The 22,714-nt window shown below is 51.5% G+C and carries 21 protein-coding genes; all 21 read right to left on the bottom strand.

Going from position 1 to position 22,714, the window contains the following annotated elements; translation table 11 throughout:
* Window positions 1-94: 94 nt before the first annotated feature.
* The 21 genes from glgA to DW915_RS00475 all read right to left on the bottom strand — a co-directional run bounded on the left by glgA (window position 95) and on the right by DW915_RS00475 (window position 22,712).
* Window positions 95-1,537, bottom strand: coding sequence for a glycogen synthase GlgA (glgA, locus tag DW915_RS00575; protein WP_117760400.1), 1,443 nt, complete (start codon window positions 1,535-1,537; stop codon window positions 95-97).
* A gap of 192 nt (window positions 1,538-1,729) precedes the next feature.
* Window positions 1,730-2,530, bottom strand: coding sequence for a sporulation transcription factor Spo0A (spo0A, locus tag DW915_RS00570; protein WP_022463341.1), 801 nt, complete (start codon window positions 2,528-2,530; stop codon window positions 1,730-1,732).
* A gap of 206 nt (window positions 2,531-2,736) precedes the next feature.
* Window positions 2,737-3,957 (bottom strand): SpoIVB peptidase, encoded by a 1,221-nt coding sequence (gene spoIVB / locus DW915_RS00565; RefSeq protein ID WP_158568530.1) that lies wholly within the window; start codon window positions 3,955-3,957, stop codon window positions 2,737-2,739.
* A 165-nt stretch (window positions 3,958-4,122) separates the two neighbouring features.
* The gene (gene recN, locus DW915_RS00560) at window positions 4,123-5,814 is read right to left on the bottom strand and encodes a DNA repair protein RecN (protein WP_117509106.1); all 1,692 of its coding nucleotides are present in this window, start codon (window positions 5,812-5,814) and stop codon (window positions 4,123-4,125) included.
* A gap of 64 nt (window positions 5,815-5,878) precedes the next feature.
* Window positions 5,879-6,355 (bottom strand): arginine repressor, encoded by a 477-nt coding sequence (argR, locus tag DW915_RS00555; protein ID WP_055267041.1) that lies wholly within the window; start codon window positions 6,353-6,355, stop codon window positions 5,879-5,881.
* Between the two features lie 29 nt (window positions 6,356-6,384).
* The gene (locus DW915_RS00550) at window positions 6,385-7,242 is read right to left on the bottom strand and encodes an NAD(+)/NADH kinase (protein ID WP_022463345.1); all 858 of its coding nucleotides are present in this window, start codon (window positions 7,240-7,242) and stop codon (window positions 6,385-6,387) included.
* Between the two features lie 19 nt (window positions 7,243-7,261).
* Window positions 7,262-8,071, bottom strand: coding sequence for a TlyA family RNA methyltransferase (locus DW915_RS00545; RefSeq protein ID WP_118741385.1), 810 nt, complete (start codon window positions 8,069-8,071; stop codon window positions 7,262-7,264).
* Window positions 8,068-9,945: a 1-deoxy-D-xylulose-5-phosphate synthase gene (gene dxs / locus DW915_RS00540; protein WP_118741384.1), complete on the bottom strand. Its 1,878-nt coding sequence runs from the start codon at window positions 9,943-9,945 to the stop codon at window positions 8,068-8,070. The genes DW915_RS00545 and dxs overlap by 4 nt, the downstream gene beginning before the upstream one ends.
* Before the next feature lie 11 nt (window positions 9,946-9,956).
* Window positions 9,957-10,871 (bottom strand): polyprenyl synthetase family protein, encoded by a 915-nt coding sequence (locus tag DW915_RS00535; protein WP_070103242.1) that lies wholly within the window; start codon window positions 10,869-10,871, stop codon window positions 9,957-9,959.
* Window positions 10,849-11,094 (bottom strand): exodeoxyribonuclease VII small subunit, encoded by a 246-nt coding sequence (gene xseB, locus DW915_RS00530; RefSeq protein WP_226906307.1) that lies wholly within the window; start codon window positions 11,092-11,094, stop codon window positions 10,849-10,851. Before xseB ends, DW915_RS00535 begins: the two co-directional genes overlap by 23 nt.
* Window positions 11,095-11,116: 22 nt before the next feature.
* Window positions 11,117-12,343, bottom strand: coding sequence for an exodeoxyribonuclease VII large subunit (xseA, locus tag DW915_RS00525; protein WP_022463350.1), 1,227 nt, complete (start codon window positions 12,341-12,343; stop codon window positions 11,117-11,119).
* Window positions 12,333-12,770, bottom strand: a complete 438-nt coding sequence (gene nusB / locus DW915_RS00520; protein WP_022463351.1) for a transcription antitermination factor NusB — start codon at window positions 12,768-12,770, stop codon at window positions 12,333-12,335. The genes xseA and nusB overlap by 11 nt, the downstream gene beginning before the upstream one ends.
* Before the next feature lie 127 nt (window positions 12,771-12,897).
* Window positions 12,898-13,290 carry an Asp23/Gls24 family envelope stress response protein gene (locus DW915_RS00515; protein ID WP_022463352.1) on the bottom strand — a complete coding sequence of 131 codons (393 nt, stop codon included), beginning with the start codon at window positions 13,288-13,290 and terminating at the stop codon, window positions 12,898-12,900.
* A 70-nt stretch (window positions 13,291-13,360) separates the two neighbouring features.
* On the bottom strand, window positions 13,361-14,233 hold the full coding sequence (sdaAA, locus tag DW915_RS00510) for an L-serine ammonia-lyase, iron-sulfur-dependent, subunit alpha (protein ID WP_055228454.1): 873 nt from the start codon (window positions 14,231-14,233) through the stop codon (window positions 13,361-13,363).
* On the bottom strand, window positions 14,223-14,906 hold the full coding sequence (gene sdaAB / locus DW915_RS00505; protein WP_055218253.1) for an L-serine ammonia-lyase, iron-sulfur-dependent subunit beta: 684 nt from the start codon (window positions 14,904-14,906) through the stop codon (window positions 14,223-14,225). Before sdaAB ends, sdaAA begins: the two co-directional genes overlap by 11 nt.
* A gap of 38 nt (window positions 14,907-14,944) precedes the next feature.
* Window positions 14,945-16,537, bottom strand: a complete 1,593-nt coding sequence (locus DW915_RS00500) for a peptide chain release factor 3 (RefSeq protein ID WP_055228455.1) — start codon at window positions 16,535-16,537, stop codon at window positions 14,945-14,947.
* A gap of 107 nt (window positions 16,538-16,644) precedes the next feature.
* Complete coding sequence (locus tag DW915_RS00495) at window positions 16,645-17,163, bottom strand: DUF4364 family protein (RefSeq protein ID WP_022462531.1); 519 nt, start codon at window positions 17,161-17,163, stop codon at window positions 16,645-16,647.
* Complete coding sequence (locus DW915_RS00490) at window positions 17,160-18,107, bottom strand: TIGR01212 family radical SAM protein (RefSeq protein ID WP_118741383.1); 948 nt, start codon at window positions 18,105-18,107, stop codon at window positions 17,160-17,162. The genes DW915_RS00495 and DW915_RS00490 overlap by 4 nt, the downstream gene beginning before the upstream one ends.
* A gap of 14 nt (window positions 18,108-18,121) precedes the next feature.
* Window positions 18,122-19,444, bottom strand: coding sequence for a replication-associated recombination protein A (locus DW915_RS00485; RefSeq protein ID WP_055218257.1), 1,323 nt, complete (start codon window positions 19,442-19,444; stop codon window positions 18,122-18,124).
* Window positions 19,445-19,557: 113 nt separating this feature from the next.
* The gene (locus tag DW915_RS00480; protein ID WP_158580996.1) at window positions 19,558-20,232 is read right to left on the bottom strand and encodes a polysaccharide deacetylase family protein; all 675 of its coding nucleotides are present in this window, start codon (window positions 20,230-20,232) and stop codon (window positions 19,558-19,560) included.
* A gap of 116 nt (window positions 20,233-20,348) precedes the next feature.
* The gene (locus DW915_RS00475) at window positions 20,349-22,712 is read right to left on the bottom strand and encodes a DUF2298 domain-containing protein (protein WP_118741381.1); all 2,364 of its coding nucleotides are present in this window, start codon (window positions 22,710-22,712) and stop codon (window positions 20,349-20,351) included.
* Between the last annotated feature and the right edge of the window lie 2 nt (window positions 22,713-22,714).

Below are 22,714 nucleotides of genomic sequence, written 5' to 3'. Positions count from 1 at the left end.
CCCAAAAATACTGCAAAAAAAATCCCGAAACGGCTTTTCTTTCCTCTTCTGCCATTTCGGGATTTTTTTCTTATTTTTCAGAATGCAGACCAACTTATCCGATCAGCCAGTTGTACATTTCCTCGTACTGTTTTGCGGAATTCGCCCAGGAGAAATCCTGTGCCATTGCGCGGTCGATCATCTTGTTCCACTCGCGTTTTTTGTCGTAATAGATGCGCTCTGCGTACCGCACGGTACCCATCATCTCATGCGCATTGTAGTTTGTGAAGCTGAATCCAGTTCCTGTTCCCTCGTACTCATTGTACGGCTCTACGGTGTCTTTGAGGCCGCCGGTCTCGCGGACGATCGGAAGGGTTCCGTAGCGGAGGCTCATGAGCTGGGAGAGTCCGCATGGCTCAAACAGGGACGGCATCAGGAAGGCATCGCAGGATGCATAGATCTTGTGTGACATTGCATCAGAATAGTAGATGTTTGCCGAAACCTTCTTGTCGTATTTCCATGCGAAGTGGCGGAACATGTTCTCGTAGCGCTCCTCGCCGGTTCCAAGGATCACAAACTGTACGGCATCCTGGCACATCTCATCCATCATATAGCTGATGAGGTCGAAGCCCTTCTGATCGGTCAGCCGGGATACGATACCGATCATCATCGTCTTCGGATTGACCTCGAGTCCTAACTCCTCCTGCAGTGCCAGTTTATTTTTCACTTTCTCTTTACGGAAGTTCTTTACATTGAAATTCTTTGCAATCTGAGCGTCTGTCTCCGGGTTCCACTCATTGTAGTCGAGTCCGTTTACAATACCGCGCAGATCGTTTGCTCTTGCACACATCAGACCGTCGAGTCCTTCGCCATAGAACGGGGTCTGAATCTCCTGCGCGTATGTATTGCTGACGGTGGTGATCGCATCTGCGTAAACCAGACCGCCCTTCAAGTAGCTGGCATCGTGTTTGAACTCCAGCTTATCCGGTGTGAAGTAGTAGTCGGAAAGGCCGGTAATGCTCTGAATCGTCTTGCGGTCCCAGATGCCCTGGAATTTCAGGTTGTGGATCGTCATGACGGTTTTGATTCCCCGATAGAATTCATCTGCCTGGAAACGCTCGTGCAGGTAAACCGGAACGAGACCGGTCTGCCAGTCGTGGCAGTGGATGAGATCCGGGCGGAAGCCGATGGTCGGTAAAATGGAAAGCGCTGCTTTGCTGAAGTAAGCAAATTTTTCCAGATCCCACGGCATGCCCGCATATGGAGTGCTTCCTCCGAAATGCTCCTCGTTGTCGATAAAGTAGAATTTGATGCCTTCATATTCCATCTCGAAAATGCCGACATACTGCTGTCTCCAGTTCAGATCCATGTAGAAGTTTGTCACATACCGCATCTGATTTTTAAACTGTTCTTTGATTCCTGCGTATTTTGGAATCACCACGCGCACATCAAAATACTCTTTCGGGAAGTACTTCGGCAGAGAACCTACTACATCCGCCAGACCGCCTGTTTTGATGAACGGTACACACTCTGAAGCCACGAACAAAATATTTTTCATGAAAAGAATCCTCCTGTAATTTCATGCTGATTATCGCATCTTTGTTTTTCTGTAATTCCTTCCTTTTTGTCACGATCCTATGAAACGCGAAAGGATAATCAACGTCCTGTCTGTATTATACCGTACTTTGTCCAGAAAAAAAAGTCTAAACTTCTGTAATTTCTCCGTTTGTTCGGATTTTTTTGTTACTTTTTACTGATTTTTCAGTTCAAGACGTATTTTATCTGCAATTAATGCAATAAATTCAGAATTTGTCGGTTTACCCTTGCGGTTGTTCACGGTATAGCCGAACAGCTCGTCGATTGTGTCCATTTTGCCGCGGCTCCAGGCCACTTCAATCGCATGGCGGATGGCACGCTCGACACGACTTGACGTTGTCTGGTGGCGTTTCGCGATGGTCGGATAGAGAATCTTGGTAATGGAATTGAGCATTTCCGTGTCCTCTACGGAAAGCAGAATCGCATCGCGCAGGTACTGGTATCCTTTGATATGGGCAGGAACGCCGATCTCGTGGATCATATTTGTCACATCAATTTCCAGACTGTTTTCCGGCGGACAGATCGGCTCTTTTCCGGGGTTTGTAAAATTTCTTGGATGGTATCTTCTTACTGATGTCATTCCTTTTGTTGCTTTGATCCGGTTCAGAAGAGTTTCGTTGTCGAACGGTTTTAAGACGTAATAGTAAGCGCCGAGCCGGAACGCATCTTCGGTGATCCTCTCCTCTCCTACGGCGGAGACAACGATAAAGGCAGGTCTTTTTTTCAGATTTTTATCCTCATTGACTTTCTCCATTACAGTCAGACCATCCATCTTCGGCATGAAAATGTCAAGCAGTACGACGTCCGGTTCTTTGTCGCGGATGATACTGTAGATATCATTTCCGTTTCCGGTCTGCCCGATCAGTTCAAGCGTGTCATCCTGTTTTATGACGTTCCCAAGCATTTCCTGCATGCGTTCGTTATCATCCGCGATGGCAATGTTGATCTTTTCCATAAAGCTCTCCTTTGCAAAAACTCATAGTCTTTCCGGAATTTCACTGCATCCGTTTTCTTCTGAACTTTTTCCAATCACACAGACATTATAATTTTATTTTTTCGCATTTTCAATATATTTCCCGTAAATTTTTGAAAATTCGATCGACATTTTCCGTAAAAATTCGGAAGTTTGTAACAATTTCAACCAAATTAACGCATATTTTTTCAGTTCCGTGCAAGCATGTTTTCCGCAAAGACACCGTAGCCTTTTTCTGGATGGTTTACGAAAACATGGGTAATGGCGCCGATCAGCCTTCCGTTCTGGAGCACCGGCGAGCCGGAATTTCCCTGTACGATGCCGCCGGTTTTCTGTAGCAGCCGTTGATCGGTAATTTCGAGCACAAAATTTTTGTTCGTATTCTCGCTTCCAAGATCGATTTCTGTAATCTCCGCCTCATACTCTTCTACCGTATTGTCCACGCACATCCGCACGGTGGCCGGGCCCGTCTCGATCTCCTGCCGATAGGCAATTTCCGTCACGGTAAGCGGCAGTGCACTGCTTTTTTCCCTGTCCAGAACGCCGTGGATACCGTAGATGGTATTCTCCGCCACTGACCCGATACGGTTCTTTTCTTCGTAATGGATCACGCCCTGCAGTTCACCCGGTACACCCGCTTTTCCCGGGATCACAGACAGAATCTGTGTCAGATACAGTTCTCCGCCGTTCAATTGGAGCATTTTTCCGGTATCGATATCACTGATTCCATGGCCGAGCGCTGCAAAGGTTCCGTCCGGTTCCACGAAAGTCAGTGTTCCGATTCCCTGCATATTGTCGCGGACCCAGGCCCCGAGGCGGCAGGTGCCGTCCTGGCTTTTCTGCGGTGTCACCTGCACTTCGATCGTTTCCCCGTCCCGAAGCAGGGAAAGATACACCGGGGAACCGTTTGATACTTTTACTGCATCAATCAGATCCTGCTTGCTGCGGATGCTCTGTCCGTTTACTTTTGTGATATAGTCGCCTTCCCGAAGAATATTTTCTGACGGACGGCTGACGGTTCCGTCGGACGAACGGATTTCGGCTGTACGGATCACCATCACACCGTCGGTCTCCATATAGATACCGACCGGCGCTCCGCAGACGGCAACTTTCGGCCGTTCTTCCTGGATCACACGGATCTTTTTCAGCGGGATCCCGGCGGCGGAACATTCTACAACCGTTTCTCCCGTTTCTCCGAATTCGGTTTTTTCTGCTTCCTTCGTATCTTCCGAAATCGTCAGAAGCGGATGTTTCGTGAGCGGCTGAAACGGGCTTTCGCTGTTCTCATCCACATACATCGTATCCGGCAGGGATTCGCGCATGGCATCGTAGCCAAGAAGAACAGCGAGGATCAGAAACAGCGCCGCCAGCGCAAGCAGGACTCTTCGGTATTTTTGTTTTCTCGTCATTTGCATTCCCATCCTTTCCGCCGCAGGGCAGAACTGCGGCATTTCTTTTGTTTTCGCGGCGGTCGTCAAGTTCTCGTGCAGGCACGGACTTTGACTCGCCGCCCGCGAAAAAGAGGGAAACCACGCTTTGTTTCGTGATTTCCCTCTTAGTATGCGGACTTCTCTTTATTTGAGTCTTGCAGATTTTTGTACCTGTGCCAATTCCTTCATCTCGCTGGCATTTGCCAGAACAGAATCCGTAATTTTCGCGCCGCCGAGCATTCTTGCCAGTTCTCTGACAGAATCTTCCTCGGATAATGGATGGATCGATGTGACGGTCTCGTTTTCTTCGACGTTTTTTTCGATTTCAAAATGAGAATCTGCCATCGCCGCGATCTGCGGCAGATGGGTGATGCAGATGACCTGATGGCGCTGCCCGATCTGTGCCATTTTTTCGGAAACCTTCTGCGCCGTCCTTCCGCTGATTCCGGTGTCGATTTCATCGAAAATCAGGGTTTCTGTCTCGTCGCGGTCGGCAAGAATCGTCTTGATTGCAAGCATGATTCGCGACAGTTCACCGCCGGAAACAACTTTCGCCAGCGGACGGATCGCTTCGCCCGGGTTTGTGGAGATTAAGAACTCCACAGCATCGGTTCCGTTTTCGGTGTAGCTTTTTGTCTTTTCAAATGAAATTTCAAATGCGACATGCAGGAAATTCAGGTCGCGCAGACCTTCGATAATCTGTGTTTCGAGCCGTTTTGCATAGTTTCTGCGGATCTTGGACAGATTATGTGCGGCCGCATCCAGTTTCTGCTCCGTTTTCTGTAACTGCTCCTGCAGTGCGGCGCGGCAGCTCTCAAAGTTTTCCAGTTTTTCCAGTTTTTTCTGCTGTTCTTCGCGGTATGCGGCGATCTCTTCCATCGTCTTTCCATACTTTGCTTTCAGGCGGTTGATCTCATCGAGCCGCTTTTCCGTCTCGTAATACTCTTCTTCGGAAAAGGTCAGTTCGGAAAGATATGCGGAAATTTCGCGGTTGAAATCATTCAGCAGTCCGTCAATATCGGAAAGGGTCTGCGACGGACCGGAAAGTGCATCGTCGTACACCGCGGCCTGCTGCAGCTCCCGGATTGCGCGGCCGACCTGCTCCCCGGCGCTGTTCTCTGCACCGTAGCCGGTGATCGCATATACCGTCTGCAGAGATTCCGCGATCTTTTTCGCATGGCCCATTTTCCGGTACGCAGTTTCCAACGCTTCGTCCTCGCCCTCTTTTAGCTCTGCCTGATCAATCTCGTTGATTTCAAACGTAAGAAATGCTGCCTCCCGCTTTCTTGCCTCCTCGTCGAGTTCGTACGCCGAGAGCTCCTTTCGGACATTCTTCCACTCCTGGTACAGCGCCCGGACCTCTCCTTTTGCCGTGGCCGCCTCGGTTCCCGCAAACGCGTCAAGAATCGCGATCTGCCGGTCCGGATAGAGCAGCGACTGGTGCTCATGCTGGCCGTGGATGTCGAGCAGCAGGGACGCAAGAGCTTTTACCTGCGAGATATTGCATGCCTCGCCGTTGATGCGGCAGACGCTGCGGGATCCGGTGATCTTTCTGGAAATAATCACCTGACCCTCCTCTGCCTCGAGATCCATCTCTTTTAACAGCTCCAGCACATGCGGATTTTCGGTTTCAAAGACCAGTTCCACCAGCGCGCTTGTCTCTCCCGTCCGGATCATCTCGCGGGATATCTTCTTTCCAAGCGCCGCGTTGATCGAACCGATCAGGATGGATTTTCCGGCTCCGGTTTCTCCGGTCAGTATATTCAGGCCCGGACCGAACTCCACTTCCGCTTCGTCGATCAGGGCCAGATTTTTTACGTGTAAGTTTGTGAGCATTCTTTTCCTCCGGTGTCACACCTGCTGTCATCTTTTTGTCTCTTTTTGCAGAGACGGGCGTTTTTTAGAACTCCTCGCCCGTCTCCTCCATGCCGTCCACCATCCGTTTCAGGCGTTCTGCTGCCACAAGCGCCGCGTCGTCATCTCTTGCCACGCAGAAAATCGTATCGTCTCCGCCGATGCAGCCGACGATCTCGCTCCAGTTCATCTCATCGAAAGCCGCTGCTGCCGCCATTGCCATGCCGGATACGGTTTTGATGACCAGAATATTTTTGGCAAGATCAACAGAAATAAACGCATCTTTCAGAACGCGCGCATAGCGGCTTCCCACCTCAGACGGTGCATTCTGCAAAACAGCATAACGGCTTCCGCCGTTCTCTTTTGGTACTTTTGTGAGCTTCAGCTGGCGGATATCCCTCGAAATCGTCGCCTGCGTTACGGCAAAGCCGCTCTCCTCCAGCTTCTTTGCCAGCTCCTCCTGTGTTTCAATGTCATATTGGTTAATTAATTTGATAATCTGTGCATGTCTCGCGATTTTCATTTCAAGCATCCTTCCCCAGTAACTATATCTTAAATGTTTGCCATTTTCTTTCTTAATGTCTCCAGAAAACTGATGTTGCTGATCTTCACAATCAGAGTATCCCGTCTGGCCTTTTTGATCACGATCCGGTCGCCGGTTTTCATCGGAACGCGGGTGTCGCCGTCAAAATATGCCATGCCCTGTTCAATGCCGCCGTCTCTCGAAGGCCCGAGCTCCACCTCGATCACATCCTCTGCCGGGAAGACAATGCTTCTCGTATTCAGGGTGTGCGGAGCAAGCGGCGTCATCAGCATCAGGCTTGCCGACGGTGAGATGATCGGGCCGCCCGCGGAGAGGCTGTAGCCGGTCGAACCGGTCGGCGTTGCGATGATGATGCCATCGGCGCTGTAGGAATTTAAAAACTCCCCGTTGACGTAATTGTCGAACCGGACGACACGCAGGTTTCCCTCACGGGTGATCGTAATGTCGTTGAGTGCCGCGTCCTCCGCAATCAGCTTTCCGTCCCGGTAAATCGATCCGCAGAGCATCATGCGGTGCTCAATCGTATACTCATCCGCCATCAGATGATCCAGCGCCGGATAAAGCGTGTCACGGTCGATTTCCGCAAGATAGCCGAGCGTTCCCAGATTGATGCCGAGCAGTGGAATCTGTAAATCCACCACGTCGCCTGCTGCCTGCAGAAGCGTGCCGTCACCACCGAGCACCAGAATGCCGTCGATATCTGACGGAACCTTCGCCGGATCCGTATAATGGTATTTTTCCCCTTTTTCGCTGTTATCGCAGAGAAGACACGTTTTTCCGCGCTCCTCCAGATATTGCCTGATCTGGTCTGTCACGGTAAGGTCCGGGTCTTTTGCTCTGTTTGTGATCAGGTAAAATCGCTCCATATCATGCTCCTTAACCCTTTTATTTATCCAGTGTATTGTGTGCGCTCTTTACAATGGCGTCTACATCGACATTGGTCTCTTCCTCTGTCACGCCGTCCGGCAGCCGGACAAGGTGAACGAGATACTCGATATTTCCCTCCGGTCCTTTGATCGGAGAAAATTCCAGATGGCGCACGCCGAAGGAAATGCTTTTCGCATAGGAAATGACCATCTCAATGACTTCTTTGTGTACAGCCGGATCACGGACAACACCTTTTTTGCCGACTTTTTCGCGTCCCGCCTCAAACTGCGGCTTGATCAGAGCTGCAATTTCGCCGTTCTCTTCCATCAGATTCCGGACCGGAAGCAGCACCTTGGTCAGGGAGATAAACGATACGTCGATCGATACGAAGGACGGTCTCTCCTCGATATCCTCCGGCACGACGTAACGGATGTTCGTGCGCTCCATGCAGACAACGCGCGGATCGTTCCGCAGCTTCCAGTCGAGCTGGCCGTGGCCGACATCCACGGAATATACCTTGACGGCGCCGTTCTGCAGCATACAGTCGGTAAAGCCGCCGGTGGATGCTCCGACATCCATGCAGACCTTTCCATCCAGGGTAAGGTCAAAGTTTTTCATCGCTTTCTCTAATTTCAAACCGCCGCGGCTCACATACGGCAGTGGTTTTCCTTTTAAGACAATCTCCACTTCTTCCGGGAACATGGAACCGGCTTTGTCCTCCCGCTCATTGTCCACCAGAACTTCTCCTGCCATAATCATGGCTTTCGCTTTTTCCCGCGATGTGGCAAGGCCCCGTTCTACCAGTAATACATCTAATCGTTTTTTCATCTTTCTTCCTGCCCCTGTTTTCTGTAGTATTCCTCAATTCTGCCGCAGATATCTTCCGGCGTAAAGCCGACCTGTTTCATCTGGTATGATACACTTCCGTGCGGAATAAAGCGGTCCGGCAGTGCAATGATCTCCACGCCGAACGGAAGGTCTTCTTCCTCGGCAAAAGCAAGGACGCGCTCTCCAAAGCCGCCGTCTTTTACATTTTCCTCGAGTGTTACGACAAGCTCATACGTATCGGCAAAGCTTCGAAGAAGTTCTTCATCGATTGGTTTGACGAACCGCGCATTCACAAGCGCCGCATCCATATCCATCCGCTCTTTTAACTGTTTCTGCACTTCTTCTGCCATTTTTACCATACTGCCGACGGCAAGAAGTGCAACACGGCTTCCCTCATGGATCACTTCTGATTTTCCGAGGCAGATGGGCGCACGGAACTCTTTTAATCCCGCATACGCTTCCCCTCTCGGGTAGCGCACCGCGATCGGGCCGTCGTAATCGACCGCAAATTTGATCATATCCGAAAGCTCCCAGAGGTTCTTCGGTGCAAGAATTGTCATATTCGGCATCGAACCCAGATAGGAAAGGTCGAAAATGCCGTGGTGTGTCTCCCCGTCGTAGCCCACAAGACCGGCGCGGTCAATCGCAAAGACGACATGGAGATTCTGCATACAGACGTCATGCATGATCTGATCGTACGCCCGCTGCAGGAATGAAGAATAAATCGCAACGACAGGCGTAATGCCGCCGAGTGACAGTGCCGCTGCAAATGTCACCGCGTGCTCTTCTGCGATTCCCACATCGAAACAGCGGTCCGGGAACATATTGGAGAAGCGTTTCAGTCCGACACCGGTCATCATCGCCGCCGTGACTGCCGCAACATCCTTTCTTCGATCTCCCATTTTCCGCATGACCGTGGAAAAGACATCCGTGTACGTCGGATTGGATTTTCCAACCGGCAATCCTGTTTTCACATCGAACGGACCCGCACCGTGGAATCTTGCCGGGTGGCGCATCGCCGGCTCATAGCCGCGGCCCTTCTGTGTCAGGACATGCACCAGAATCGGTCCTTCAAACCGTTTTGCTTCCTGGAAGGTCTTGATCAGCTGCGGAATGTTGTGGCCGTCCACCGGACCTAAATACGTAAGTCCCATATCCTCAAACAGCATGCCCGGAATGATGATCTGTTTGATGCTGCTTTTCGTCTTCCGCATCGCATCCACCATGCCAGGTCCGATGCCCGGAATGCGGTTCAATGCCTTTGTGACGTCCATCTTGAAACCCGTGTACGCCGATGCCGTCCGAAGGCCGGACAGGTACGATGACATACCGCCGACATTCTCGGTGATCGACATTTCGTTGTCATTTAAAACGATAATAAAATTCGATTTCAGGCTGGCCGCATTGTTCAGCGCCTCGTACGCCATGCCGCCGGTCAGCGCACCATCTCCGATGATCGAAACAACGGAATAATTTTCTTTTTTCAGTTCCCGTGCACGCACATAGCCGACGCCTGCGGAAATCGAGGTCGAGCTGTGGCCGGTGTCGAATACATCGCAGTCACTCTCGCTCCGCTTCGGGAATCCGCTGATGCCGCCTTCCCGGCGCAGCGTTTCAAACCCGTCTTTCCGCCCGGTCAGAATCTTGTGCGTGTAGGACTGGTGTCCCACATCCCAGATCAGCTTGTCTTTTGGAAGATCGAAGACGCGGTGCATTGCAATCGTCAGTTCCACGACACCAAGATTGGACGCCAGATGGCCGCCGGTTTTACTCAAAGACTCGATAATAAATTCCCGGATTTCCTCTGCAAGCGCCGGAAGCTGGTCCGCCGGAATCTTCTTGATATCGTTTGGTTTCTGTATTTTTTCTAACATGAAATCATCCCTTACTTTTTTCTGGAAGTCAGAGATTCAAACAGCTCTTCCAGAAATATTTTATCTCTCGGACAGGACAGATTTTTCAGTTCATCCACGGCCTCTTTCGTGAGCCGTTTTACCTCCTGCTCCGCCCCATCTGTGCCAAACAGCGTCACATACGTTGTTTTTTCATTCTTTTCATCGCTGAAAACCGGCTTTCCAAGCTCCTCCATCGTGGATGTGACATCCAGGATGTCGTCCCGGATCTGGAACGCGATTCCGACTTTGGAGGCAATCCGGCAGAGCGCGTCAAGATCATCGTCGTTTGCTCCTGCAAGTGCCGCACCTGCCATCATGGCAGCCTCTAAAAGCGCCGAAGTCTTGTTCTCGTAAATGTAGTCCAGCATCTCACGATCGATGGCGAAATGGCCGGCTTTTTCATTCATCACGTCAACACTCTGACCGCCCAACATGCCGGAAATTCCGGTTTTCTGACAGAGAATGCCAAAAGCACGCACTACGCGGTCGGTGTGCTCCTCCAGTGGAAAGGCTTTCCAGGCTGTCTCGTATGCATAGTTTAAAAGGGCGTCTCCTGCCAGCACGCCGACGGCCTCCCCGAAGACGACATGAGTCGTTTTTCTGCCGCGGCGGTAATCGTCGTTGTCGATCGCAGGGAGATCATCGTGGATCAGAGAATGGGTGTGAATCATCTCCATGGCTGCCATAAATGGTTTTACAGCCTCCCCGGTTCCGCCGAACAGACGGAAACTCTCCTGCAAAAGCAGCGGACGAAGCCTCTTTCCGCCCGCTGTCATACTGTAATTCATGGCTTTTGCCAGTTCCTTTGCAAAGCCTTCCTCTTTCGGCAGGTAAGCGGCAATGATACTTTCCGCTTCCCGCGTTTTTTCTTCGAGTACCGCTTTAAAATTCTCTGAATGTTCCATCCTCATTCATCTGGAGCATTTTTTTCTCGACGCGGTCAATTTTCTGACTGCATTCGTTCAAAAGCTCCATTCCCTCCTTGTATAAACGAAAGGAGTCTTCCAGGCTGACATCGCTGCTCTCCAGCGTTTCGAGCATCTGATCCAGTTTTCCAAATGCTGCTTCCAGTGTCTCACCGGAAGGGGTTCCTTCTTCTTTTCTCTCTTCTGCTTCCATATTTCCCATGTTTTCTCGATTCTCTGCTTTTTCACGATTGTTCCATCCAGGATACGGCCGATGTCTTCTCTGCGCGCGCTGTGATCTTTCCGTCTGATACACAGATTTCGAGCAGATCACCTTCTTTGACATCCTGCACCGAAGTGATGGCTTTTCCTTCTTTTTCCACGTAGGAATAGCCCTGGTTCAGCTTGTCCAGCGGGGACAGACCCTTCATCGCCTGAATGTAAAGGGCAAGGCGGTGGCGCGCTTCTTTGAGCTTTTCTTCCATCGCATCTGTATACCGACGCTCCAGCTCGGCGTGGCGTGCTCTCTGGTCACGGATCTTATTTTCCGGTCCGAGATACTTCCACTTTGTCTCGTACTGCAGAAGGCGGCTTCTCGCTCTCTGCGTCTGGTTTGCCATCGCATGGTTCATGCGGCTTTTATAATTTTCCAGTGTGTTGAGTACCGCGCGGACATCAGCGACCGCCAGCTCCGCCGCTGCGGACGGAGTCGGGGCGCGCAGATCTGCCACGAAATCGATGATCGTTGTGTCGGTCTCATGGCCGACGGCGGAGATCACCGGGGTATGGCAGGAAAAAACGGCACGCGCTACTTTTTCCTCATTGAACGCCCAAAGATCCTCGATCGAACCGCCTCCGCGGCCCACGATCAGCACATCCAGATTCAGTGCGTCCAGACGGCGGATGCCCTCCACGATGCTGTCCGCCGCTCCCTCTCCCTGCACCAGGGCCGGGTAGAGGATGATCTGGACAAAGGGATTCCGGCGGAGTGCAATGTTTTTGATATCCTGCACAGCAGCTCCCGTCGGTGCTGTGACAACGCCGATTTTCTTTACATACGCAGGAATCGGCTGCTTGTACTCCGGGGCAAACATGCCCATCTCTTCCAGTTCTGCTTTTAGGGCCAGATACTTTTCGTATAAAAGGCCGGCGCCCTCTTTTGTGATCTCTTTTGCATAGATCTGATACTTTCCGTCCCGCTCATAGACGCTGATGCTGCCGCCGACAATCACGTTATCGCCATCCCGCATCGGGAAGGCAAGGCCGCGCCGCGAACCGGCGAACATGACACAGGAAATGGTTCCTTCCGCATCTTTTAAGGAAAAATAGATGTGGCCGGACGGATGGTATTTACAGTTGCTTACTTCTCCGCTGACGTAAATCCGGCGGAGCATATAGTCCTGGTCAAAGATGTTTTTGATGTATGAATTGACCTGGCCTACGGTGTAAACATTCTGATTTTTATTTCTCATCTTCTTCTCTTGCCAGTTTTCCAAGAATACCGTTGATAAAGGACGGAGACTGATCTCTGCCGAAGCGTTTTGCCAGCTCAACGGCCTCGTTGATGGCTACACCGACCGGAACGTCCTCGTCGAATTTCATCTCGTAAACGGCAAGACGCAGGATCGCCAGGTCTACTTTTCCCATACGGGTCGTTTTCCATCCCTCGGAAGTACGGTTCAGCATCTCGTCGATTTCCGGGATGTGCTCGGTCACATGATGGTATTTCTCTTCCATATAGGTCTGATCTTTTTCGCTTACGGTTACTTCTTCATCCTCGTCGTTGTCGTCAGAGTACGTAAAGTAAAGAGACATCTGCTGCGGCATCTCCTCTTTCTCCTGGAACTCTGCGGTATAGAGAAGTTTAAAAATATTTTCGCGAAGTTTGCTTCTGTTCATTGTCTGTTTTAATTCCTTCCTGTATAGTTAATTAACTATTTTTCTTCCATTTCATCTGGCTCTGAATAGTTAACAAGAACCGCGGGGTTGTAAGGGGTCGCCTTATTCCCTCGCGGTTCGTTGTTTTTTATTTCGTCTGTTCCATATTCACGCCTGCAATGGCTACATTGACATCGGAAACTTCCAGGCCTGTCATATTCTCGATCGCTGTTTTTACTTTTTCCTGTACGTTTTTGCAGGTTGCCGGAATCTCGTATCCATATTTGAGATTGAGGGCAAGATCCACGCAGACAACGCCGTCGAGTACATCAACTTTGACACCCTTGGAAAGATTTTTCATGCCAAGCTTGCTGACTAATTCGTTGGTAATATTTCCGGCCATGGAGGCTACCCCGTCCACTTCCGTTGCCGCAAGTCCTGCGATAATAGCTACCACCTCGTCTGCAATCTGCACGGTTCCGATTCCTTCGTCATCATATATCGTATAAGTGTTTCTTTTCTGAATTTTTGCCTCTGCCATCTTAAAGAACCTCCTCCTTGGCTGACTTTCCTTTATTATACCAAAAGTTTTCCGAAAATAAAAGTTTTTTTTATTCTTCTTCCTGTGCCGCGCACCACTCGCGTGCTGCCGGCGTGTTGGCAAGGCCGCCCTGGCCGGTTTCGCGCAGACTCGGATGCATCTGGTCGCCGACTTCCCGCATCGCATCGATCACCTGATCCGGCGGAATGCGGCTTATGATTCCCGCAAGTGCCATGTCCGCCGCAGAAAGTGCATTCACGGAACCGATCACATTCCGCTTGACGCACGGGACCTCGACAAGACCGCCGACCGGGTCACACACGAGACCGAGCAGGTTCTTTAATGCCATCGCTGCCGCATGCGTGATCTGGGACGGAGTGCCGCCGCCAAGTGCGGTCAGTGCGCCTGCCGCCATCGCGCTTGCTGTTCCGATTTCGGCCTGGCAGCCGCCGGAAGCGCCCGCAATGTAGGCCCGCGCCGCAACGACCTGGCCGATACCGGCTGCCGTGTAGAGCGCACGCACGATCTGCTCATCCGCTGTCCCCTTCTCTTTCTGGTAATTCACGAGCACAGCCGGAAGCACACCGCACGCTCCTGCGGTCGGTGCTGCAACGATCCGCTTCATGCAGGCGTTTGACTCACCCATCGCAAGTGCAGATGCCATAACTTTTCCGACAAACGGTCCGCAGAGCGTGTTCCCGCTCTCGACATACGCGCGCATCGTCTTTCCGGCGCCGCCCACAAGACCGCTTCTCGACTGCAGCGAACCGTCGTAATTCCGTTCAGCGCCTTTCATGGCTTCCCACATGCCGCGCATCGTCTCAATGGACTCTTCGCGGCTTACATTTCTCTCATTCATATCGTCCAGAAGGATGACTTCATCAAACGGCAGGTCTTTTTCCTGGCACTCTCGGACAATTTCTTCCAGTGAATTATAAGACATCGTCCTCTTCTCCTTCCGTTACGTTGATGTATGTTACCTTTACAATGCCCTCAAGATGCTCCAGCCATTCCAGCGACTCTTTGGGAAGCGGCTGATCCATCTCCACGACCATGACGGCCGATCCGCCTCTCTTGTCGCGGTAGAGGGACATATTCGCAATGTTGACTGACTTATGTGCCAGCATCGACGTAACCTCGGCTACGTGGCCCGGCTGGTCCAGATTGTGGACGATCAGGGTCGGAATCTCGCAGCTGCAGTTGACATCCAGCCCGTCGAGGCGGTTGATCATGATACGGCCGCCGCCAAGAGAGCACGCCTGCACCTCGAGCGTCCGGCCGCTCTTTCCCTTTACTTCCAGAACGACGCTGTTCGGATGGGCACTCGTCAGATTGGCGATGCCGAATGAATAGGAAAGACCCATCTTCCGGGCAATTTCAAAGCTGTCCGGAATCCGCTCGTCATCCGGCCGCATGCCGAGAAGACCCGCGACGAGACCGCGGTCCGTTCCATGGCCCTTTCCCGTTGCGGCAAAGGAACCGTACATCAGTATTTTTGCTTCCACCGGCTGTTCCCCGAGAAGTTTCTGCGTCATCCATCCAATCCGCACTGCCCCCGCTGTGTGCGAACTCGACGGACCGACCATCACAGGGCCCAGAATATCGAATAAGTTCATTCCTTCTCCTTTTTAAGCGGCATCCCGCTCTTTTGTTCTTAGTTTTTGCTGAATTCGGTCAGCACAAGGTCTTTGTTTCGATCCTGTACCATGCCGACACTCCACGGATTGACAAAGAGAAGCAGCGGATTTCCCTTGAGGTCCATGACCTTCTTCATATCGGATGTACCCTGAATACGGTCCAGGTTGATCTCCTCTTTGTTTGCGATCCAGCGGATGTGCTCATACGGCAGGTTCTCCAGACGGATATCCACGTTGTACTCATTCTCCAGACGGTATTTTAAAACGTCAAACTGCAGGACGCCGACAACGCCGACGATGATCTCCTCCATGCCGCCTTTGTACTCCTGGAAAATCTGGATCGCACCTTCCTGTGCAATCTGGGAAATTCCCTTGACGAACTGTTTTCTCTTCATCGTATCGAGCTGGCGCACTCTTGCAAAATGCTCCGGCGCGAAGGTCGGAATTCCCTCGTATGCGAATTTTTTGCCCGGCATACAGATCGTATCTCCGATGGAGAAGATGCCCGGGTCAAATACACCGATGATATCGCCGGCGTATGCTTCATCAACAATATGACGGTCACTCGCCATCATCTGCTGCGGCTGGGAAAGACGCATTTTCTTTCCTCCCTGCACATGGAAGACTTCCATTCCGGCGTCGAATTTGCCGGAGCAGATGCGCATGAATGCGATACGGTCACGGTGTGCTTTGTTCATGTTTGCCTGGATTTTAAAGACAAACGCAGAGAAATCCTCTTTGACCGGATCGATCACGCCGCAGTCTGCCGTACGCGGAAGCGGCGGCATCGTCATCGTGAGGAAGTGCTGCAGGAAAGTCTCCACACCAAAGTTGGTGAGCGCAGATCCGAAGAATACCGGGGAAAGCTCTCCCTTGCTGACAAGCTCCTGGTCAAACTCTGCACTTGCGCCGTCGAGCAACTCGATCTCATCCATGAGCTGTTCTTTCTGGTCCTCATCGACCACATCGAGAAGATGCGGATCGTTGATATCGATTTCTTCCTCGATACCTTCCTTTGTTCCCTTCATTGTATCGGAGAAGGTAAGGACTTTCTTTTTGTCACGGTCGTAAACACCGCGGAATTTCTTTCCGGAACCGATCGGCCAGTTGATCGGGCAGGTTGCAATGCCGAGCTCTTTTTCGATCTCGTCGAGCAGCTCGAAGGTATCGTTCGCATCGCGGTCCATCTTGTTGATGAAGGTAAAGATCGGGATGTGGCGCATGACACAGACTTTAAACAGCTTTCTGGTCTGTGCCTCGACACCCTTCGATGCATCGATAACCATGACGGCGGAATCGGCTGCCATCAGGGTACGGTACGTATCCTCCGAGAAGTCCTGGTGTCCCGGGGTATCCAGAATGTTGATGCAGTAGCCGTCGTAATTGAACTGCAGAACGGAAGAGGTAACGGAAATACCACGCTCTTTCTCGATCTCCATCCAGTCGGATACGGCATGGCGCGCAGTCGCTTTTCCTTTTACGGAACCGGCGAGATTGATCGCTCCTCCGTACAGCAGGAATTTCTCAGTCAGTGTGGTTTTACCGGCATCCGGGTGGGAAATGATGGCAAAGGTACGCCGTCTTTCAATTTCTTTTGTATAATCAGGCACAGTTTTATCTCCTTTGGAATATAAAATCTTATTTACTATGTTTTCCATGTTTATGCTTTTTAGACATACTAATTTATTCTATTATATGCCACCATTCCTGTCAATCGTTATCTTGACAGTTCATTCATAATCGAAGCATAAATCTTCTGACTCCGGTTTTCCCAGTTGCTGCAGATCTTTTTGGCCGCCTCCTCGGACGGAACCGTCACGACAATCTCAAAAATAGTCGTCTTCCGCTCTCTTGCCTGACAGCGGACCTCGTAGTCATCTCCCGCGGTCTTGTAGTAATCGGCCACAACGGACGCTTTTTTCCGCAGTTCATAGGAGTGTTCCTTCATATAGCGGTCGATTTCCTCCCGGATTTCCGGAGAGATCTCGTTTTCGAAGAAGGAAAGCGTCTTGCTGCCCTCCTCAGTCATGTGGTAGTACGAGGTGTTGCGCACCTTCTCGATCTCGATCAGCTTTGTATCCTGCAGCTCGCTTAACGCCTCCTGGAGATGAAAATAGTTCGTGTACTCTTTTTCCAGGATAAAATCCGAAATCTGTGTATTTGACAGCGGAAAATTCACATTCTGCAGCATGTAGAGAATAATCAGTTTGTATAACGTAAAGGATGATTCAATCACGGTGTGTTTCCTCCTTTTTCTTCGTCCAGAAGCTGTCCCTGATACGCATGTTCTTCTTTCATGCGATGATGCAGCTCATTTAAGACGGTGCGTTTTGCCTGGCTCCATGTTGGTGCAATCAGAAGATCCCCGGGGCCGTCTCCCGTCACACGGTGGATCACAAGATCGGGACGGAGGCGCCGCAGGCAGTCGATGACAAGGGTAAGATACGCATCCTGCTCCAGCACCTCAAATTTTCCGGCCGCGTAGTCCGCCGCAAGATCCGTGTTTTTCAGCACATGAAGCAGCTGAAGCTTGATGCCGGAAATGGAAAGTCCATTCAGGTAATCCATTGTTGCAAAGACTTCTTCCTGTCCCTCCCCCGGCAGACCGAGGATCGTGTGGACAATCACGGGAATCCCCCGCCTTTGCAGCTTGTTTACTGCCTGTTCAAAACAGGAAAGCGGATAGCCCCTTCGGATATACTGTGCCGTTTTTTCATGCATCGTCTGCAGTCCCAGCTCCACCCAGACCGGTTTGATCCGGTTCAGCTCTTCTAACAGAGAAAGAACCTCTTCCCCTAAGCAGTCCGGTCTCGTTCCGATCGAAAGGACCACGACCTCCTCGTCCGAAATTGCCTCCCGGAAAATTTTTTCCAGATATTCCACCGGCGCGTACGTGTTCGTATACGCCTGGAAATAAGCGATGAACTTATGCACCGGCCGCTTTTGCTGCAGGAGGGATTTCTGCTCCCGGATCTGTTCCGGGATGGATTTGTTTCTGTCCCCGGCAAAATCACCGGAGCCGCCCGCACTGCAGAAAATGCAGCCCCGGTCACCGCAGGTGCCGTCCCGGTTCGGACACGTCATCCCGCCGTCGAGCGAGAGCTTGTACACTTTTTCCCCGAACGTCTTTTTCAGATAGGCATCCAGCGAATAATACGGCTTTCCAAGCCAGTCTGTCATGGTTTCTTCCCCTTTTATTCGATGTCTTTTCCAATTTTTTTGAAGTTTTCCCGGATCTTCTGTTCATAGCCGTTCGTTCCAAGATGAAGGAAACGGCTTCCTAAGATCTCGTCCGGCAGATACTGCTGCTCGACGTAGTGATTCGGGTAATCATGTGCATACTGATAGCCTTCACCGTGGCCGAGTTTGGCAGAACCTTTGTAATGGGCGTCCTGTAGATGCGGCGGAACCGACGTCCGCACACTTCCGACCGTCTTCATCGCCGCAAAGACTGCCTCGTACGAAGAATTACTCTTTGGTGCACAGGCAACATACGTGGCTGCCTCCGCCAGAATAATCTGCGCCTCCGGCATGCCGACGCGTTCCACGGCAAGGGACGCGGAAACTGCTACATTTAAGGCATTCGGATCGGCAAGGCCGACATCCTCCGCCGCGCAGATCATGATGCGGCGGGCGATAAACTTGATATCCTCCCCGGCATACAGCATTTTGGCCAGATAAAAGACCGCCGCATCCGGGTCAGAACCGCGCATGCTCTTGATAAATGCAGAGATCGTATCGTAATGCTGATCGCCCGTCTTGTCGTACCGCACGACGCGCTTCTGGATGCACTCCGATGCCGTTTCGAGATCGATATGGATTTTTCCGTCCGCCTGACGTTCCGTCGAGAGGACGCCCAGCTCGATTGCATTTAAGGCCGCTCTCGCGTCACCGCCTGCGATGTCGGCGAGGAACTCTTTTGCATCCGCATCGAGCACAACGTTGTACGTCCCGAGCCCCTTTACCGGGTCCGTCACCGCGCGCTCCAGCAGTTTTTCGATGTCCTCTTTTTCGAGCGGCTTTAATTCAAAGATAATGGAACGCGAAATCAGCGCCCCGTTGACCTCGAAATACGGGTTTTCCGTCGTCGCGCCAATCAGAACGAGTGTGCCGTCCTCCACAAACGGAAGCAGATAATCCTGTTGCCCCTTGTTGAAGCGGTGGATCTCGTCGACAAAAAGAATCGTCTTTTTGCCGTACATGCCGATCCGCTGCTGCGCTTCTTTTACGACTTCTTCCATATCCTTTTTGCCGGCTGTCGTGGCATTCAGCTGGGTAAACTCTGCGCTTGTCGTGTTGGCGATGACGCGGGCAAGCGTCGTTTTTCCCGTTCCCGGAGGGCCGTAGAAAATGACGGAGCCGAGTTTATCCGCCTTGATCGCACGGTACAACAGCTTTCCAGGGCCGATGATGTGCTCCTGTCCAACCACCTCGTCCAGCGTTGTCGGGCGCATGCGCGATGCGAGGGGGGACTCTTTTTCCATTGTGGTTTCTTTCATATAATCAAACAAATCCATGTATTTTTCACCCCATTTTTCTTTCTGCCATTTATCTTATCACATTTTGGCGGGTATCCTCAACCCCTTAATCTCGGATTCTCCGCAACTATGTTCGATGGAATCCGCGGAAGCTATTCTTCAATCAGCTCACGCACCGTCACAAACGTGTATCCCTCTTCTTTTAATTCTTTTACGATCCGCCGCAGCGCTTCCACCGTCGCGCGGTAGCCGTCATGCATGAGAATAATGCTGCCATCCTTCACATTCGGAAGCACCTCGCTGCAAATCGACGCGGTGTTCTGGCTCTCCCAGTCGCGGGAATCCACATCCCAGAGTACCGGGATCATCGTCACTGCAAGGTCCAGCCCCTCTCTCCATTCCCCGAACGGCGGACGGATATAGACGGGATATTCCCCTGTGATCTCGTAGATTGCATTGCTTGTTTTCACGACCTCCTCCCTCGCTTCCTCTTCTGATACTTTCGTAAGCTGAACATGATGAAATGTATGATTTCCGATCAGATGGCCTTCCGCATGCATCCGGCGGACGATTTCTTCGTTTCCGGCAAGACACTGCCCCTGCAGAAAAAACGTTGCCGGAATTTCATTTTCTTTTAAAATTTCAAGCACCTCCGGCGTATAGCACGCATTCGGCCCGTCATCAAATGTCAGCGCCGCACGGCGGGGCACACTTTTTTCTGCTTCCGCCGCTGTCTCTTTCGCGCCTTCTCTTTCACACCGTGCCAGCTCTGCAAACAGAATAGCCGCCATTATCACAGCCAGAAGCGGCAGAGGAACGTGCCGCACTTTTCGGAATCTCCGCATGGTCTGCCCTTCGCACTTTCTTCTGCATTCTCTGTATTATATGAAAAACAGGAGAAAAGATGCCGCACCCGGCGGTTCTTTTCTCCTGTTTTTGTTCTTTATGTATCCTGCACCTGAAGAATATACGTACCGGACGCAGTATCCTGGTAAACGATATCTCCGATGGACTGCAGCAGCGATTCGTTCAGCGCATCGCCGTATTTCTCCTTTTCTTTGCTTCCCACAAAAATGCAGGTCACATGATACTGCTCCAGCAGGCGCAGCACTTCATTCGTATCGGTCGAGGTGTACATCTGTTTCACATCCTCGGCGCGGACATTTAAGTCTGCGGGATCCCCTCTCCAGAGCCATTCATGGACATACCATCCAAGCACGGTCGGAAGACCGGTCATTGCGGAAACGCGCTCGTAATCGCTGTAGCTGTCGCCGTTCGCCTCAAGCACAACCGGCTGTCCTTCTATTGTTTCATCCAGCCAGCGGATGGCACCTGCGTCCTCGGAAAAGACATTTTCCAGATACGCTGTCGCATCGAGTCCGCGGTACTCGGACAGATCGAAAACATTTCCGAACCAGGAGTACACGCTCGTTCCAAAATAGCCGAAGGTCCATAAAAGCAGTACCAGCCCGATTCCGCCGAACACCTGCAGAATCCGCTCTTTTTTCCAGAGCAGGAACCGCGTGATGATGTAGCTCATGCAGATACCGAACAGGATAAATGCCTGATACGTCAGCTTGAACATCGTGTTGGAGCGCGCATACGATTCTTCGTAGATATCGCGCACATAGACGAGCTCCGGAATGATGATAAGGCCGATGGCACAGAGGCCTAAAATACCGATCACCATATCGCTCACCGCAATCTCTCTCCAGAAATTACAGAAGGCAGAAACTTTTTTTGGCTTTTCCGCCGTTTCTTTTTCGCCCGGCTCCGGTTTTTTCTCTCCCAGAATCAGGGCAACGGCTTGCTCTTCCACCTCTTCCTGCGTCTTTCCATCGGCAAGTACAATCTGTCCCTGCCTCTCCATGCCCGGAAGATGACAGTTTTTCCGCCATGCTAGCAGAACGGCTGCGATAAACAGCACAACGAGCACCGTCGGAAGGCCCCAGAGAATCGCCAGCTGATACAGCATCGAATGGTGCCTGGCAATGCCGACACCGGAAACCATCGTCTCAAACTTCATTGTAAACGGAAGGGCGACAATCGTTCCAATTGCAAAAACTTCTGCAGCCTGCAGGAGAACCGTTCCGATCGTCTCTTTCGCCCGCGCATGATACCGGTACAGCGCACCGTACAGCGCAAAACCTGCAATCACGACGAAATAGATAGCAAAATCCCAGTAGTTGGACCAGTGGAACACACCGATCAGAAAGCCCGCCGCGATGATCTGCGGCTGAAGCAGAACGTCTTTTAACGACCATTTCCACTCTTTTTCCGGATCACGGCAGGTATTTTTCACGTAGGAATATAAAAGGCCCAGCACCAGCAGGACGAACATGACATTCACCACATGGGCATGCAGGTCGCCGAGCACAAAGGAATACGATGGAAACTCATGAATCGTGCGGTCATTTTCCACAAGCGGGTCATACCCGATATAGCGGGTCGAACTCGGGAACCAGTAAGCCGATTCGTTCAGTCCCAGCCACTGGCGGATGCAGCCGTAAATCACATAGTGCATATTTCCGGCAAGGGAAACGGCGCCTCCCGAAAGAAGACCGCCAAGCACCGGTGCAATCTGGCTTTTATTGCCGCCCTCTTTCCGGATGCGGTGGCACGCACGCGACTCTGCCAGATGGTAGGTGATCGAAAACGGCAGAACAAACGCGAACGATGCCACCATCGTACGCATCAGATGGTACGTCTGCTTTACATCCGTGAAGGTAATCTTCGTCAGAAATACGGCATAGAACTGGCCGCCGTAATAGTAGTTAATACCGCTTCCGCTGTACCAGAGATCCTCTGCCGGAACGGCGGTGCTGCGCATCATGGCCTTCATAAAACCATAATCCATGAATTTTTCGGTTCCGTGTGCCTCCGGGTGAAAGCCCGCAAGGTAGGTCCAGAGAAGGAAAAAGGCGAAAAACAACACTTCTTCCATCATCAGGAAGTCGATTTCCGGCGCATGGACGCGTACCTTAAAACATCCGAAAATCCAAGAAGCCAGGATCAGTACGCCGACTGTGATCAGGCAGACCGGTGCGGTAAACGGAACCAGTCCGAAGCTTCCAAGAGCAAATACAGCAAAACCGGAAACAACGATGCCAAGCACTTTAGAAAACATCCATCCCCGGTCATGAAACCGCGGAAACAGCGCTGCGGCAGCCGGATAAAATCCAATACCGAGCACCAGGGTCATAAGCCACCACTTCAGGAACGAAACGTTGTCCGTTCCAAGAAGCGGCGTTGTGGCCAGCACAAGCAACACCAGCAGAATGCCGGAAACTGTCGTCTTTTTGCTCATCT

This window comes from Blautia sp. AM42-2 (assembly GCF_003480245.1).
GTDB classification, from domain to species: Bacteria; Bacillota; Clostridia; order Lachnospirales; family Lachnospiraceae; genus Fusicatenibacter; species Fusicatenibacter saccharivorans.
Note: the sequence above shows the minus strand (reverse complement) of the source record. Positions and strands in the feature narration are given on the sequence as shown.

What these genes read in the sequence shown, in the direction of transcription:
- glgA (WP_117760400.1), bottom strand. Translation starts at nt 1,537, where the DNA reads ATGAAAAATATTTTGTTCGTGGCTTCAGAGTGTGTACCGTTCATCAAA.
- spo0A (WP_022463341.1), bottom strand. Translation starts at nt 2,530, where the DNA reads ATGGAAAAGATCAACATTGCCATCGCGGATGATAACGAACGCATGCAG.
- spoIVB (WP_158568530.1), bottom strand. Translation starts at nt 3,957, where the DNA reads ATGACGAGAAAACAAAAATACCGAAGAGTCCTGCTTGCGCTGGCGGCG.
- recN (WP_117509106.1), bottom strand. Translation starts at nt 5,814, where the DNA reads ATGCTCACAAACTTACACGTAAAAAATCTGGCCCTGATCGACGAAGCG.
- argR (WP_055267041.1), bottom strand. Translation starts at nt 6,355, where the DNA reads ATGAAAATCGCGAGACATGCACAGATTATCAAATTAATTAACCAATAT.
- DW915_RS00550 (WP_022463345.1), bottom strand. Translation starts at nt 7,242, where the DNA reads ATGGAGCGATTTTACCTGATCACAAACAGAGCAAAAGACCCGGACCTT.
- DW915_RS00545 (WP_118741385.1), bottom strand. Translation starts at nt 8,071, where the DNA reads ATGAAAAAACGATTAGATGTATTACTGGTAGAACGGGGCCTTGCCACA.
- dxs (WP_118741384.1), bottom strand. Translation starts at nt 9,945, where the DNA reads ATGTTAGAAAAAATACAGAAACCAAACGATATCAAGAAGATTCCGGCG.
- DW915_RS00535 (WP_070103242.1), bottom strand. Translation starts at nt 10,871, where the DNA reads ATGGAACATTCAGAGAATTTTAAAGCGGTACTCGAAGAAAAAACGCGG.
- xseB (WP_226906307.1), bottom strand. Translation starts at nt 11,094, where the DNA reads ATGGGAAATATGGAAGCAGAAGAGAGAAAAGAAGAAGGAACCCCTTCC.
- xseA (WP_022463350.1), bottom strand. Translation starts at nt 12,343, where the DNA reads ATGAGAAATAAAAATCAGAATGTTTACACCGTAGGCCAGGTCAATTCA.
- nusB (WP_022463351.1), bottom strand. Translation starts at nt 12,770, where the DNA reads ATGAACAGAAGCAAACTTCGCGAAAATATTTTTAAACTTCTCTATACC.
- DW915_RS00515 (WP_022463352.1), bottom strand. Translation starts at nt 13,290, where the DNA reads ATGGCAGAGGCAAAAATTCAGAAAAGAAACACTTATACGATATATGAT.
- sdaAA (WP_055228454.1), bottom strand. Translation starts at nt 14,233, where the DNA reads ATGTCTTATAATTCACTGGAAGAAATTGTCCGAGAGTGCCAGGAAAAA.
- sdaAB (WP_055218253.1), bottom strand. Translation starts at nt 14,906, where the DNA reads ATGAACTTATTCGATATTCTGGGCCCTGTGATGGTCGGTCCGTCGAGT.
- DW915_RS00490 (WP_118741383.1), bottom strand. Translation starts at nt 18,107, where the DNA reads ATGACAGACTGGCTTGGAAAGCCGTATTATTCGCTGGATGCCTATCTG.
- DW915_RS00485 (WP_055218257.1), bottom strand. Translation starts at nt 19,444, where the DNA reads ATGGATTTGTTTGATTATATGAAAGAAACCACAATGGAAAAAGAGTCC.
- DW915_RS00475 (WP_118741381.1), bottom strand. Translation starts at nt 22,712, where the DNA reads ATGAGCAAAAAGACGACAGTTTCCGGCATTCTGCTGGTGTTGCTTGTG.